At 70.4% G+C, this 14,146-nt stretch carries 15 protein-coding genes; 6 read left to right on the top strand and 9 right to left on the bottom strand.

Translation table 11 applies throughout. The annotated features are described in order from the left end of the window. Nucleotides 1-5: 5 nt before the first annotated feature. Complete coding sequence (locus K6U06_RS20870) at nt 6-1,826, bottom strand: SpoIIE family protein phosphatase (RefSeq protein ID WP_262323909.1); 1,821 nt, start codon at nt 1,824-1,826, stop codon at nt 6-8. 55 nt (nt 1,827-1,881) lie between these two features. Beyond that, nucleotides 1,882-2,502 carry a ScbR family autoregulator-binding transcription factor gene (locus K6U06_RS20865; RefSeq protein WP_262323908.1) on the bottom strand — a complete coding sequence of 207 codons (621 nt, stop codon included), beginning with the start codon at nt 2,500-2,502 and terminating at the stop codon, nt 1,882-1,884. Nucleotides 2,503-2,762: 260 nt separating this feature from the next. On the opposite strand from K6U06_RS20865, the gene K6U06_RS20860 reads away from it, so the two are divergent. After that, a complete protein-coding gene (locus K6U06_RS20860) occupies nt 2,763-3,320 on the top strand; it encodes an RNA polymerase sigma factor (protein ID WP_262323907.1) in 558 nt (185 codons plus the stop codon). Nucleotides 3,321-3,426: 106 nt separating this feature from the next. Here K6U06_RS20860 and K6U06_RS20855 read toward each other — a convergent pair whose 3' ends face one another. Together K6U06_RS20855 and K6U06_RS20850 are read right to left on the bottom strand one after the other, a co-directional pair. After that, a complete protein-coding gene (locus K6U06_RS20855; protein WP_262323906.1) occupies nt 3,427-3,687 on the bottom strand; it encodes a hypothetical protein in 261 nt (86 codons plus the stop codon). A 33-nt stretch (nt 3,688-3,720) separates the two neighbouring features. Beyond that, entirely contained in the window at nt 3,721-4,044 is a 324-nt protein-coding gene (locus tag K6U06_RS20850) for a hypothetical protein (RefSeq protein WP_262323905.1), read from the bottom strand. A gap of 519 nt (nt 4,045-4,563) precedes the next feature. Between K6U06_RS20850 and K6U06_RS20845 the strand changes: the two genes are divergently transcribed. Both K6U06_RS20845 and K6U06_RS20840 read left to right on the top strand, forming a co-directional pair. Further along, nucleotides 4,564-4,719 (top strand): DUF6131 family protein, encoded by a 156-nt coding sequence (locus K6U06_RS20845; RefSeq protein WP_262323904.1) that lies wholly within the window; start codon nt 4,564-4,566, stop codon nt 4,717-4,719. Nucleotides 4,720-5,009: 290 nt separating this feature from the next. Further along, the gene (locus K6U06_RS20840; RefSeq protein WP_262323903.1) at nt 5,010-5,261 is read left to right on the top strand and encodes a hypothetical protein; all 252 of its coding nucleotides are present in this window, start codon (nt 5,010-5,012) and stop codon (nt 5,259-5,261) included. A 24-nt stretch (nt 5,262-5,285) separates the two neighbouring features. Here K6U06_RS20840 and K6U06_RS20835 read toward each other — a convergent pair whose 3' ends face one another. Further along, a complete protein-coding gene (locus tag K6U06_RS20835; RefSeq protein ID WP_262323902.1) occupies nt 5,286-7,589 on the bottom strand; it encodes a CoA transferase in 2,304 nt (767 codons plus the stop codon). 13 nt (nt 7,590-7,602) lie between these two features. Next, complete coding sequence (locus K6U06_RS20830; protein ID WP_262323901.1) at nt 7,603-8,412, bottom strand: SDR family NAD(P)-dependent oxidoreductase; 810 nt, start codon at nt 8,410-8,412, stop codon at nt 7,603-7,605. Between the two features lie 43 nt (nt 8,413-8,455). Between K6U06_RS20830 and K6U06_RS20825 the strand changes: the two genes are divergently transcribed. The 3 genes from K6U06_RS20825 to K6U06_RS20815 all read left to right on the top strand — a co-directional run bounded on the left by K6U06_RS20825 (nt 8,456) and on the right by K6U06_RS20815 (nt 11,459). Next, on the top strand, nt 8,456-9,238 hold the full coding sequence (locus K6U06_RS20825; protein ID WP_262323900.1) for a thioesterase family protein: 783 nt from the start codon (nt 8,456-8,458) through the stop codon (nt 9,236-9,238). Between the two features lie 90 nt (nt 9,239-9,328). Continuing rightward, on the top strand, nt 9,329-9,940 hold the full coding sequence (locus tag K6U06_RS20820; protein WP_262323899.1) for a TetR/AcrR family transcriptional regulator: 612 nt from the start codon (nt 9,329-9,331) through the stop codon (nt 9,938-9,940). A gap of 52 nt (nt 9,941-9,992) precedes the next feature. Then, on the top strand, nt 9,993-11,459 hold the full coding sequence (locus tag K6U06_RS20815) for an MFS transporter (RefSeq protein ID WP_262323898.1): 1,467 nt from the start codon (nt 9,993-9,995) through the stop codon (nt 11,457-11,459). Nucleotides 11,460-11,466: 7 nt separating this feature from the next. Here K6U06_RS20815 and K6U06_RS20810 read toward each other — a convergent pair whose 3' ends face one another. The 3 genes from K6U06_RS20810 to K6U06_RS20800 form a co-directional block, all read right to left on the bottom strand. After that, nucleotides 11,467-12,264 (bottom strand): DUF1206 domain-containing protein, encoded by a 798-nt coding sequence (locus tag K6U06_RS20810; RefSeq protein ID WP_262323897.1) that lies wholly within the window; start codon nt 12,262-12,264, stop codon nt 11,467-11,469. Between the two features lie 153 nt (nt 12,265-12,417). Next, nucleotides 12,418-13,287, bottom strand: a complete 870-nt coding sequence (locus tag K6U06_RS20805; RefSeq protein ID WP_410051115.1) for an SDR family NAD(P)-dependent oxidoreductase — start codon at nt 13,285-13,287, stop codon at nt 12,418-12,420. A gap of 16 nt (nt 13,288-13,303) precedes the next feature. Continuing rightward, on the bottom strand, nt 13,304-14,107 hold the full coding sequence (locus tag K6U06_RS20800; RefSeq protein ID WP_262323895.1) for an enoyl-CoA hydratase/isomerase family protein: 804 nt from the start codon (nt 14,105-14,107) through the stop codon (nt 13,304-13,306). Nucleotides 14,108-14,146: the final 39 nt, after the last annotated feature.

Here is a 14,146-nt window from a genome sequence, read left to right as displayed (position 1 = left end):
GGCTTCTACCGGGGCCTTTCGTGGATTTCGGGTGCTGCCCCGTCCAGGCCTTCGGAGGGGGCGGAGACGATGATGAACGCGATGTCGTCGGCGGCCTCCCGGCCTAGCTCCTCGACGAGGTGGTCGCAGAGCTGACGGGCCCCTTGCGGAGCGAGCCGGGACGCCGCGCGCCGCAGTCGCGACAAGCCGGGCTCGAGGCCGGTGCCTCGGTCCTCGACCAGGCCGTCGCTGTAGAGCAGGACGGTCGCTCCCGGCGGCAGCGGCTCGGACTGCCGGGTGCGGGGCAGTGACGGGTCGACGCCGAGCAGCGGGTCCGGCTCCGCCTCGAGATAGCGGCTGGTCCCGTCCGGCAGGACCAGCAGCGGCGGGGGGTGGCCGGCGTTGCTCCACCGGAAGCGAAGCTCGGGGGCCCCCTCGTCATCCAGGCTCCGCTCCACCCGGGCGAACACTGCCGTGGCGGTGGCGCCGGGCACGAACTGGTCCATCGCCTGGTCGAGCAGGCGCATCACCTCCGCCGGGTCGGTGGTGGTCAGGCTGGCGGCCCGCAGATGGTTGCGGATGTCACCCATCCGGGTCGCGGCCTCGAGGTCGTGGCCCACGACGTCGCCCAGCACCACCGCGGTCGAGCCGTCCCGCAGGACGTAGGCGTCGTACCAGTCACCGCCGACCTCGGCGTCGTGGCCGGCGGGGATGTATGAGGCGCACAGCTCGAGGTCGCCGCCGGCGGGCAGGATCGGCAGCAGGCTGCGCTGCAGGGCCTCGGCCGTGCTGCGGGTGTTGGTGAACAGCCGGGCGTTGTCGATGGCGATGCCGGCCCGCAGCGCGATGTCCTCCGCCAGCGCCCGGTCGTCGGCGTCGAAGGGATGCGGTTGGGTGCGGGTCAAGGTGACCGCCCCGATGACCGCCTGGCGGGCCCGGAGGCCGACGATCAACGCGTCGGCTGCCCCCAGGCGGGTGAACAGCCCGAGCTGGTTGCGCTCCATCTCGCTGCCCTGCCAGTGCTCGGGCGCGAAGTCGTCGAGCACCACCGACGGCGCGCCCCGCAGGACCCGCCGGAGCGGAGCGTCTCCGCTGTCTGGGATCGTGAAGCGGATGGCGGCATCGATGCCGAGGCGGGGCACCATCGCCGGCTCGGTGTGGGCCACCGTGACCCGCCGCACCTCCCCCTCCTCCTCGAGCAGGTCGATGACGCACCAGTCGGCGAAGCGGGGCACGAGCAGGCGGGCCAAGCGGGCCAGGGCCTCGTCCACGTCGAGGGTGCTTATTAGAGCGGAGGTGGTGTCGGCCAGGAAGGCCGTCCGGGCGGCTTCTGCGGCCGCCGCCTCGCTGGCCTGGCGGGCCTCTGCCAGCTCCACGTCGTGGCGGAGGTCGGCCGCGACCCGGCGGGTGATGTCGTAGAAGACGACCACCGCCCCGAAGGGGCGCCCATCGTCGAGGATCGGCGCCGAGCTCCAAGCCACCGGCAACAGCGCCCCGTTGCTGCGGACGAACACGTCGCTGTCCGACGCCGCCGACCGCCCGACGCGCGCCGCGTGGATGAGCGGGCAGTTCTCGGCTCGGCGGTGCTTGCCGGTGGCGTCGATGTAATGGAAAAGGTCGTGGGAACGCACGCCGAGCATCCGGTCCTCCGGGTAGCCGAGCAGCGACTGCGCGCCGGGGTTGGCCAGCTGGATGTACCCCTGGGCGTCGACCACGTACAGGCCGGCGGCGACGACGTCGAACACCGCCCGCAGCAGCGCCGGGTCGCCCGCGACCGGCCCCCCGGCCCGTTCCTGCTGGCCGATGCGCTCACTTGAACCCGCCTGTCCGTCTCCGCTGTGACCCACCGACGAAACCCTAACGAGCCGCCGGGACCTCAGCGTGCGCTCGCCGGCCCGGCGACTAGGAGCTCGCGGTCGGCGCCGCGGGACGCGGGACCGAAGCCGGGGGTGTCAACGCCGGGAGGAGGACTTCCCAGAGCGCGTCGATGCGGGCCATCAGGTCCTGGCGGCGGGACAGCTCGCCCGACACCATCAGCGCGCCGTAGAGGAACGCCACCAGCAGGTTGGCGTGTTGGCGCGGGTCGATCCCGGCGGCCACGTCACCCCGGGCCTGGCCGTTGGCGAGCAGCTCACTGAAGGCGTCGATCCAGCCGACGAACGGCCGCGGCAGCTCGGCCTGGATGATCGAGCGCTCCGAGGACAGGCGCCCACCGCCCCTGGCGATGGGATCGGTCTGGTACACCCGGCACACGCTGCGCACGGTGTCGACCAGGGTGTCAAGGGTGGCGGCCTGCGACGCCAGGGCCGCCTGCTGGGTCGACTCCCACAGGTCGTACTGGCGTTGCACGATTTCCCGGGCGACGTCGTCTTTCGACCGAAAATGGAAGTAAAAGGCGCCTTTGGTCAGCCCCAATTCGCCCAACACCTCGTTCAAGTTGACGGCGAGGTATCCCCGCTCCGCGAACGCCACCGCGAACGCGACGACCAGCCGCTCCTTGGTGACCGCGGCCTGACTCTGCAAGGCGGCCGGTCGTTCTGCCCGAACGACGGGACCCTGTGTTGTCGGGACGCCCATGTCTCTTCACCTCGTCGATCGGCCGGGAGCGTTGAGGGCTGCGCTGCGCAAGCGGGCAGCCAACCCTCGTGGCCAATGGCCCCTTTCCGGTCGTATGGTAACTCCGCGAGCGGAAATCCGTGCCTGTATTGCGCGGCTCGGCTCGGTCGGGGGGAGCGGGGATGTGCTGAGCTATCCGAGATGGCGGAACCGACGGGGAGCGCGGGGTGATCGGTGATCCGTTCGAGTCGGTGCTGGCCGCCGCGCAATCGGGGGCCGAGTGGGCGTTCGCCGTGCTGTACCGAGAACTCAACCACCGGCTCCTCCGGTACTTCGCGGCCCAGGCGCCAGCCGAGGCCGAGGACCTCGCCTCCGAGACGTGGCTGCTGGCCGCCCGCCAGCTACGAGGCTTCGCCGGCGACGAAACGTCGTTTCGTGCCTGGCTGTTCACGATCGCCCGGCGCCGCCTGGTGCAGCACTGGCGAGACTGCGGACGCCGGCCAGCTCGAGGCGCCGGCGCGGACGGGCTGGACGCTCTGCCCGGGCGGGCCGACGTCGAGCAGTCGGTCGTGGATGCCGACGCCGCCCACGGCACGGTCCGGCTCCTCTGCGAGGTCCTCTCCCCGGACCAGGCCGATGTCGTCTTGCTCCGGGTCCTCGGAGGGCTCGACGTCGAGCAGGTCGCGGCGATCCTTCACAAGCGTCCAGGCACAGTGCGGGTCCTGCAGCACAAGGCTCTGCGCCGGCTGGCCGAGAAATTTCCCGACGGGGCGTTAACGCTTTGAGCATCGAGCGCGATCTATACGGTGAAATGCCTCGTCCTGCCGTCGATCTCACCACCGCGGACCGCCTGCTCGCTGGCGCGGTCCCTCCGGAGGACGCCCCCCCGGGCTACGCCCAGGTGGCGGCGATGGTGCAGCGGTCCCTGGCTCCGCCCGCCGCCGACGAGATCCGATCCGAGGCCTTCGTCGTCCCCGCCGCAGCAGCAGCTGCTGCTGCGGCTGTGGGCGTCGCTGCGCCCGGCGCCAAGCGAGGGAGGGCCGCGAGCAGGCGGCGCGCCATCCTGGCCAAGGCCCTGCCGGTAAAGCTGGCGGCGGTCGCCGCGGTGGCCGTCGTCGGAGCCGGCTCTGCGGCGGCGGCGGCGACCGGCACGCTGCCGTCATTCCTGCCCTCCCCCGTCGGGAGTCACCCCTCGCCCCCCGCCCACACGGCGCGCCCTACCCCACCCGCCACTCCGGCGACGCCGGCCACTCGGGCGACGCCGGCCACTCGGGCGACGCCGGCCACTCGGGCGACGCCGGCCACTCGGGCGACGCCGGCCACTCGGGCGACGCCGGCCACTCGGGCGACGCCGGCCATCCCGGCGACGCCGGCCGACCGTTCCGGTCGGGACAACCCGGACCGGGCCACCCCGGCACACCCCGCGGACCCCGCCGACGCGACCGACCCGGCCAGCCCCGCAGAGCCGGCGCTCCCTGCAGCCGCCACCAAACCGGCAGATCCCGCCAAACCGGCAGATTCTGCCAAACCGGCGGAGCGGGCGAACCCCGCAGACCCAGCCAAGCCAGCGGGCTCGGCTGGGGGAGCTGATCCGGCTATCCGGGCCGCCCCGGCGACGCCCGCAGTTCCTGCCACCCCAGCGCATCGGGGCGAACCGGCGAGCAGCGACGCGGCAACGCCGAGCGGCGCGGCGCCGGGCGGCGCACCGAGCGCCCCGGAGAGCCGATCCCACGCCCGCTCGGGCTCGCAGCCTGCCCCGCCAGAGCTTAGCGAGCGGCCCTAGCCGGACCAGCGTCCGCCGTCGAGGCCAGCCAGCCGCCGTCCATACAGTCCGGCGAAACGGAATCACCCCACGTGCTTTGGGGTGGTATTCGGCGCGTCAGTTAGACAGTCTTTTCCAGCGTAAGACCCGATCCTCCCGCTGCTATTTCTCGAATTTCTGGGGTTCGATCGAGTGAATCCCGGGAACATATGTGGCACAGCACATGCTGCTCTACCTAGGGGCGGCAGTCGGGAGGAGATAAGTAGATGATCGCAGTCGGAGTGGTCCTTTTGTTGCTCGGCTTCATTCTTGGAGTCCCCATCTTGTGGACCCTGGGGCTGATCGCCCTGGTGGTGGGTCTGGTCCTGCTGCTGCTCGGATCGACAGGCCGCGCCGTGGGCGGCCGCAGGCACTACTACTAAGGCTGGTCGTGTCGTGCCCAGCGAGTTGAGCCCACTAGCCGAGGCACTTTCGGCCCTCGAACGCCTCAGCCGCGTGGCCGTCGCCGACGAGAAGCCGGTGCCCCCGAGGCGCCGGCCCTCGTTCCGGCGGCGGCCGGAGCTCGTATCCACAGCGGAGGTCAGCCAGTGACGATCTTCGTGGTGAGCGCCCTGGTGCTCATCGTCGCGATCTTTGCCGGAGCCATTCGTACCGGCGCGAATGGCCCAGATCGCTCAGCTGTAATCGCACCGGAAACTACCGAGGAGGCAGCATGGGAGTCGGAACCAGCATCGTCTTGATCGCCGTTGGCGCGATCCTGGATTTCGCAGTGAAGGTGCAGACGAAGGGCTTCAACCTCAATACCATCGGCCTCATCCTCATGATCGTCGGGGCTTTGGGTCTGGTCCTGTCCCTGATCTTCTGGGGATCGTGGGGCGGCTTCGGCGGCAGCAACTACCGGCGCAGCCGCCGGGTGGTGCGCGACGGCAGCGGCACCTACGTCGAAGAAGAGGGTCGCTACTAGAGTGCGGACCGCCCGCCCGCGTCGCTAGGTGCCGGTGGGCGGGGTGTCCTGCGGCGAATGGCCGTGCTGGACGGCGATCCTCCCGGCGATGAGCGCGTCGATGGTGCCCCGGTCCAGTCCCATGTCCCCGAGGACCTCGACGGTGTGCTCACCCAGGGCCGGCGGCGCCAGTTCCAGCCGCACGTTCAGGTTGGCGAACCACCACAGGCCCCCTGGCTGCTCGAGCTTCCCCCACTCGGCATGGTCGTAGGCGGCGACCAGGCCGGCCGCCTGGTTGGCGGGATCGTCGAAAAATGGGTAGCGCTGCTCGAGGCGGACCTCCTCCGCCGGCACGCCTGCCGCGGCCAGTTCGCCCAGGGCATCGTCGAGCCCCTGGCCTCGGAGGTTGACGTCGCGCAAGGCGTTGATCTGGTCGGGGCGATCGGCCGCGACGGCTAGCCACCCGTCCATGACCTCCACGATGCGCCGGCCCTCGGACACGCCGATCTGCAGGGCATCGAGGCGAGCGTGAGGAGCCAGCGTCCCGTCGCGGCGGCGGAACGTCTCACTCGCGGTCAGTGCGCCCGCGCCGAGGAGCGAGCCGGCGACCGCCTGGCCCTTGCCTGTTCGGTCGCGGTAGTAGAGAGCCAAGAGGGTGGCGACGGCCGAGGACATCGCGCACTGGTGATCCATGAACCCGAACCGCAGCCACATCGGGGGGTTGCCCTCGCCCGCGCCTTCTACCTCCCATCCGCACTGGGCCTGGAAGAGTTGGTCGTAGCCGGGCCAGTCCGCGCGCGCACCGAGCGGACCGTAAGAGCTGGCATGGCAGAACACCACGTCGGGGTTGACGAGCCTGACCGAGTCGTAGTCCAGGCCGAGGCGGCGGGCCGCCGGCATACGCAGGTTGTGGTGAACGACGTCGGCCCAGGCGAGGGCCGCTTCGAGCGCTGGACGGGCCTCTGGGGACTTGAGGTCGAGGGCGAGTCCCCGCTTGCCACGTTGGCAGCCTGCGAAAGGCCATGCAGCGGCCCGCATGGGGTCACCGGTGGTGGACTCCAGCTTGACCACGTCGGCTCCGAGGTCGGCGAGCATCTGGGCGGCGTATGGCCCGGCCAGGTAGTTGCCCAGGTCCAGCACCTTTACGCCCTCGAGCGGGTAGCGAAGGGCGGAGCGCTCACCTGTCGAGGGGGCTTCAGGCTCGGCGGCGTCAGCAGCCGTCCACTCGGCCAGCACCTCGGCGGTGTGGGCCCCCTGCGCCGGAGCGGGGCCCTTGATTGTCTGGGGCGGCGTGACCGTCAGTGGCATGCCGCCGACGGTGATTGAGCCCTCCTCCGGGTCGTCGATGTCGATGACGTAGCCATTGGTTCGAGCCTGCTCGTCATCGAAGACGGCACCGAAAGGCTCGCATGGCTGGACCGGTACGTCGTTGGTCCACAGCTCCTCGAGCCAAACGCTTCGGGGTGCTGTGCGGAAGTTGGCGACCAGTGCGGTGGCCGGGTTGACCCAGTCGATCCCGGGGTGGCGAAGGGCGAAAGGGACCGGGCCCTCCCCCTCGTAGCCGGCTACGAAATCGGCGATGCGGGGTACCTGCAGCGGGTTGCCCATCACGTGGATCCAGCCGCCGTCGCGGCACTCGTAGATGGTCGCTTGCGACCCCCGCCCCTCCTTGGGGAAGCCGGCGGCCAGCGCCGCCGACGGCCTCTCCGCCCTCGACCAGTGCATGCCGATGGGGACCATGGCTCCTTGCACCAGGCTGGTGTGGGCCGGACCGGCGATGCCGGTGCGCCGCCGGTGGATCAGGCGGGCGATGATACCCGTGGCGGCGGTGTAAACCGCACCCCAGCTCCCGATCGGGAAGCGCAGGAACGTCGGCCCGCTCCGCATCCAAGGAAGCTGCTCGTCGAAAACTCCGAGGCGAGCCATGGCCAGCGTCTCGTCGACTGGGCGGTCCGCGTCGGGATGGTTGGCTGGCCATGACAGGACCGACGACACGATGAGTCGGGGGTGACGGGCGGCGAGGGCGTCGTCGTCGAGGCCGGCAGCCGCTGCGGCCGCCGGGCCCATCTCGTGAACCAACACGTCGGCGGCGCCGAGCAGCTGCTCGAGCTGCCGCCTGCCTTCCTCGGCCGAGATGTCCAGCGCCACGCTGCGCTTGCTGCGGTTCCATGTCCGGTACCCCGGGTGGTCCCGTCCGGGATCCCGTAGGGACGGCTCGACCTTGACCACGTCGGCGCCGACCTCGGCCAGCAGCATCGTTGCGACCGGGCCAGCGATGCCCGTCGACAGGTCGAGGACGCGAACACCGTCGAGGATGCCCTCGCCGGCCTGGTTGGTCCCATCGGTCATTTGGCCCTCCCGGTCAGTAGATCGACTGCGTCCCCCCGCCGTCCACATGGAGATTGACGCCATTGAGAAAGCTACCTTTGGGGCTGGCCAGGAACGCCACCGCGTAGGCGATGTCCTCGACCTGCCCGATCCGGTCGACCGTCTGCCCGCAGCCCTTCAGGACGTACTCCGCGGCCCGGTCGGTGTCCTCACCCCAGCCCCGCTTGGCTGCAAACGCCCGCAGGAAGTTCATGAGGCCCTCGGTCATGATCATGCCCGGGGTCACGGTGTTGACGGTGATTCCCGTTGCCGCCAATGCCTTGGACAGCCCCATCGAGAGGTTGATCATGGCCGCCTTGGCCGGGCCATAGTCGGGCTGCCCGGACGTGGGGATGATGCCCGCGGCGCTCGAGATCTGGATGACCCGCCCCCATTGTCGCTCCCGCATTCCGGGCACGAAACGGTGGATGAGGCGTCCGGCCGCCACTACGTTCATCTCGTAGGTGGCGCTCCACTCACCGAGGGGCAGGTCGAACCACGACTTGCGATGGTCGGGCGAGGAGCCTCCAGCGTTGTTTACCAGGATGTCGATGCCGCCGAACGCCTCGAGGGCGATGCTCGCAGCGTGCTCGGCGCCCTCGTCGGTCGCCAGGTCCCCGGGTGCTGCCACGACGTCCGCACCTGTCTCGGCAAGCTCGGAGCGAACTAGCTCCAGCCGCTCGGTGTTGCGCCCGTGGACGACCACCTGCGTCCCCTCGGCGGCTAGGTAGCGGGCGATCCCGGCCCCGATCCCCGAGCTGCTTCCGCTGACGAACACCCGCTTGTCCCGCAGCTCGAGGTCCACGGCTCGAACCTAGCGCACCAACTCGACGGTAGTGTCAACCAACATGGAGGATCCCCGACCGGCTGCGTTCACCTTCGACGGCGACCACCTCATCCCGACCGACCTCACCGCGAGCGGATGGGCCGCTGACACGATCATGGGTCGGTACCTGGCGGCAATGGTGGCATGGGGAGCCGAACGCCATGGAGGACCCGACCTGCAGCCGGCCCGCTTGACCGTAGACATGTTCCGTCCCACCCCCATGGCGCCACTCGATGTCAGCAGTGCCGTGGTACGCGACGGACGGCGCCTTCGGGTCGTGGACGTGTCAGTCCACGCGGCCGGGACCCTCACTTGCAGGGGGACCGTGCTCCTGGCGCGCCGCAGTAGCGATCCGATCAACCAGGTGTGGGACCCGCCCCGGTGGGACGTGCCCGCTCCGCAGGCGATCGAGCGTGAGTCCCTCCACCGGGGTTTCTTGATGCCCTGGGACCAGCGCACGGTCACGGGTTCCGCGTCCGCTGGACCCCGCCGGGTGTGGTTGCGCGAGACCCACCCGTTCCTGCCTGATGTCGCAGCCAGTCCGCTGGTGCGCGTGGCGCTCGCTGCTGATCATGCCAACGGGCAGATCAACACCGGCACCCGTGGGATCGGACACATCAACGCGGACCTGACCCTGGTGCTGGCCCGGCTGCCAGTAGGGGAGTGGATCGGGCTGGATGCCACCTCCCGCTCCGCTGCCACTGGCATCTCGGTCGGCACGGCCGACGTATACGACGCCCAGGGGCGGATAGGCCAGGTGGCGATGGTCGGCCTCGCCGACGGGCGAGTGCTGCACGACGACTGAGCTGAGAGCTCGGAACATCCCCCTTGTCAAATGGCGGAGGATGGCCTACGTTGTGAACGAAACAGTTTCGTTCACAACGCAGAGCCGCCCATGTCCTTCGCCGACAAGCTGAGTTGCCCCGGTACCCGCCGAGGTGAGGCGCGCAGCAACGCCATATTGGACGCCGCCATCGAAGTGGTCGCAGAAGTCGGTTACGACCGTCTGACCATGGACGCGGTGGCCCAGCGGGCCAAGGCGTCCAAGGCAACTATCTACCGGCACTGGCCCGACAAAGCGTCGCTGATCGTGGACGCCATGCGCCGACGGTCCTGCATCGACGCGGACCTCCCAGACACCGGCACCCTGGCCGGTGACCTCGAGGGAATGGTCCGCCAGTTCCTCCTCGCCATGTCCGGTACCGACGGCCCGCTCATGGTCGGGTTGCTCGCAGCATCGGCCAAGGACCCGGAGCTGGGCGCGTTGATGCGCAGCCAGACCCACGACGACAAGCAGCGCGCAGTGGAGGCGGTCCTGCGCCGGGCCCGTCACCGCGGCGAGCTCGGCGACTCGGTCACCCCCGACCTGGTCCTCGACGTCCTCCCCGGCGCGCTGTTCATGCGCCTGTTCGTCCTGGGTCAGCCCCCGGACGAACCCTTCGTTCGGCGCCTGGTCGACGACATCCTCATCCCCCTCCTCACCGCTCCCGCCCGCCAGGGCGCCTGAGCGCCAGCCCGCCCCTCCCGCCCCTCCCCCCACCCGAGCTTCAGGAGCACACATGTCCACACTCTCTGTTTCGGCGCGCCCCGACGCGACCTCCAAAGACTCCCGGCGATGGCTGGCCCTCGTGGTCATCGCCGTATCGCAGCTGATGATCGTGCTGGACGCATCGATCGTCACCATCGCCCTCCCCTCTGCCCAACGGGCCCTGCACATCTCCAACGCCGACCGCCAGTGGGTCGTCACCGCCTATACCCTCGCCTTCGGCGGCCTGCTGCTCCTCGGCGGCCGGATCTCCGACTACATGGGCCGCAAGCGGGTGTTCACCGTCGGTCTGCTGGGCTTCGCCGCGGCGTCGGCCCTCGGCGGCCTGGCCCCCGACGCTGCGCTGCTCTTCGGCGCCCGGGCCCTCCAAGGAGCCTTCGCCGCGATCATGGCGCCCGCCGCCCTGTCGCTTCTGACCGTCACCTTCACCGAGCCGAGGGAACGGGCCCGGGCCTTCGGCGTCTACGGAGCGATCTCCGGCGGCGGCGCCGCGCTCGGTCTGATCCTCGGCGGCCTGCTCACCGAGTACGTGTCATGGCGTTGGTGCCTGCTCGTCAACGTTCCCGTCGCCATCGTGGCGGCCGTGGCGGCCACGGTGGTGGTGCACGAAAGCCAGGTTGAAGGCGATGCACACTACGACCTGCCCGGGGCGATCACGGTCACCTTGGGACTGGTCGCGCTGGTGTACGGCTTCACCAAGGCGGAGACCGACGGATGGGCGTCGGTCACCACCGTCGCCCTGCTCGCCGGCGCCGCGGTTCTGCTCGCAGCGTTCGTGACCCTCGAGATGCGAAGCGCCCACCCCCTCCTGCCGCTGCGTGTCGTGCTCGACCGCAACCGGGGCGGGTCGTTCCTGGCGTCGCTGCTGGTCGGAACGGCGCTGTTCGGGATGTTCCTGTTCCTGACCTACTACTTCCAGGGCACCCTGCACTACAGCGCCTTGAAGTCCGGCCTGGCGTTCCTGCCGTTCTCCGCAGGGATCATCGTCAGCGCCGGCGCCGCCAGCCAGATCCTTCCCCGCACCGGTCCGCGCAACTTGATGGCCGTCGGACTGCTCGCCGCTACGGCCGGCATGGTGTGGCTGACCCAGATCGGCCCCGCGACTGGTTACCCGAGTCACGTCCTGCCGGCCGAGCTGCTCATGAGCCTCGGGATGGGCCTGGTGTTCGTGCCGCTGTCCAGCACCGCCCTGATCGGAGTCGCCGACCACGACGCCGGCGTGGCCAGTGCGCTGGTCAACACCACCCAGCAAGTCGGCGGGTCCCTGGGCACCGCCCTGCTCAACACCGTGGCCGCGTCGGCCACCACCAGCTACCTGGCGGTCCACCAAGCCAAGGTGATGGCCGCCACCGTGCATGGCTACACGGTGGCGTTCGTGTTGTCGGCGGCGGTCTTGGCCGTTGCCTTCCTGGCCACCGTGGCGCTGGTGCGGGCCGGTCGCGACGAGCTGCCAGACGCTACCGCTGCGGTGATGGCGTGACCGCAGGCTAGGTCCTGACCCACCGAGCCTCGGCGCAGCAATACAGACCGAACGCCACTAGGCCGGCCGCGACCGCTCCGAGCAGCTCGGGACCGTAAGCCCGGTCGGCGAGGGTGCGCAGGGCTCCGTCCAGCCCGGTGGACTTGGCCGGGTCGAAGGTGGCGGCGGCGTCGAGGACCAGCGCGCCGGCGAGCACCAGCGCCAGTCCCCTGGCCACGCCGCCGGCGGTACCCAACCACCGCACCAGTTGACGGCTCCGAACCGGCATCTCCCCGGTCCGGAGCCGCTCTTGGAAGCGGCCCCTCGCCGCCTCCACGATCATCCCCACGCCGACCACCACCACGACCGCCCCGATCACCCCGACCAGCCACCGCCCGCCGCCGTGGCGCATCACCCGGGCCGTCAGGGTCGCCTGCTGCTGCGACTGGCCCTGCTGAGACCGCCCGGCGACGAACTCGAACGCGCTGGCGCACAGCGCGGCGTAGACGACGCCACTGACCAAAGCCCGTACCCGGTCGGCGGCGCCGTCGCCGGGCCCCACGCCGAGCAGCGCCTCGCTCAAGCGCCACAGCGAGTACGCCCCGAGGCCGGCGCCGAGCACCGCCAGCAGCGCGACCCCGAAGGGGCGCCCGGCGACGTCGGCCAGGGCGCCGCGCTGGTTGGCCTGGCGCTGCCCCTGCCCGAGCGCGATCTGGATCGCCAGCCACCCGACCAAGAGATAGATCACGGCCCGGGCCGCCAGTCCGAAGCGGGCGACGCGGTCGCCGACGCGGCCGGGGACGGCATGCGAGACCACGGCCTTCATGGCATCCACCCCACACCGTGCCCCATGCTGAGGAGGATCCCCATTGATCGGGCCCGGCAAACGCCGGTGCCTGCTGCGACGGGGTTAGGCAACAGATGGCGCCCTAGGCCGACCTCCCGTCAAGCGCCTCCCGCCGCCGGGAACCGCCGCTGCTCAAGTGGCCCACGGCCGAAAGCTGCCGTCGAGCACCTCGAGGTGGCCGATCGTCCTCCCTGTGACCGTACCGGCGTCCACGAGGCTCAGCCGAACAGCCGCCTCGGCGAAGTCGTCACTCGATCCGACATCGTCGAACCGACGGGAGTAGTACTGAACGCCGGGTGTGATGATCGCCTTGGACGGTGAAAGAGCGTTGACGGCGATCCCGTGCTCCTGCAGTTCGAATGCTGCGCACTGGGTCAGGTGCTCGAGGGCGGCCTTTGACCCGCCATAGCCCGGGAGAATCCCTTCGCTTCGGTCGGCATAGGGGCCATCGCCGGGCATGCGCGACGCGCCGGATGTGATGTTGACGATCGAGCCGTGCCCGGTCCGGATCATCTCGGCGGCGGCCAGCTGCATGAGCTCGTAGGCAGCGAACACGGCGATGCGAAAGTGCCGTTCGAAGGCGCTGCGGCGGGTGCCGAGGAAGGCCGGCCAGTCGGCCTTGGCGATGTCCGCGGCCACTGCTGGGGCGGGTGGTGGCGCGGTCCCGGCGCCGTCCCTTGGTGGGCGGCCCGGCGCGGTGAACGCAGCGTTGTTGACCAGCAGGGTGACCGGACCCAGCGCGTCACGGGCAGCCTGTACCAGGCGAGCGGGGTCGGCCGGATCGAGCAGGTCTGCACGAACGGCGACCGCCCGGCCTCCGTCGGCCTCGATCTGCGCGACCGTCTCGCCGATCGTGCCCGGCAGGCGCTGGTCCCATACCTGCTCTGTGCGAGCGACGACGGCGACCGCTGCGCCCTCTGCTGCGAAGGCACGGGCGATGGCCCGACCGAGACCCCGGCTAGCGCCGGTCACTATTGCGACTTCTCCATCGAGGCGTCCCACGTTGTCCTTCCTTTTGCTAGAGCTGATCCCAGACCGGATCGCGCTTTTCGCGGTGGGCCCGGGCGGCCTCGGTCGGGTTGTTGGTAAAGCCGGTGAGGATCTGCGTCCGGTTCTCGATTTCCTTGGCGTGACGGAGGCTCGGTGCGTCGAGCGCGGTGTTGAGCCCGATCTTGGTCTGCCACACCCCGAAGGCGTTGTTGGCCGCGATCGTCCGGGCCATGCGCAGCGCCGCCGCCAGGAGGTCGTCGGGTGCCACGACCTCGTGGACCAGCGAGATCCGGTAGGCCTCCGCAGCGTCGATGATCCGCCCGGTGAGCATCAGCTCCCGGGCCACGCCGGCGCCGACGATGCGGGGAAGCAGGTAGCTGGTCCCCATGTCCATCGACGACAACCCGGCCTTGATGAACACCGACCCAAACCGAGCGTGCTCGGAGGCGATACGGACATCGCAGTGCAACGCGAACGCCAGCCCGCCCCCGACCGCCACCCCGTTGACCGCGGCTACGACGGGGATCGGAAGCTCGTACAGCCGGGTGTACTGGTCGGCGAGCCGGACCTGCGCGTCGTACATGGTCTTGAACGGGGACGCCGCCGGCGGGGTCCAGGGCTCCCCCTTGGCGCTCAGGTCGGCGCCGGAGCAGAAGCCCCGCCCCGCCCCGGTGAGGATCGCGGCCCGGAACGCGCCGGGCTCGCTCAGGGCATCGAGGGCGGAGTCCATCCCGTCGATGAGGGAACCGTCGATGGCGTTGAGCTGGGCGGGACGGTTGAGCGTGACCTGGGCGATGCCCTCTTCGAGGATGTCGAGCTCGACGGCGACCATGGCGCACTGTAGCGACCACCCCGCCGCCCCCGCCGGGAG

This window comes from Acidiferrimicrobium sp. IK, from assembly GCF_025499425.1.
GTDB lineage: Bacteria > Actinomycetota > Acidimicrobiia > Acidimicrobiales > Palsa-688 > Acidiferrimicrobium.
Note: the sequence above shows the minus strand (reverse complement) of the source record. Positions and strands in the feature narration are given on the sequence as shown.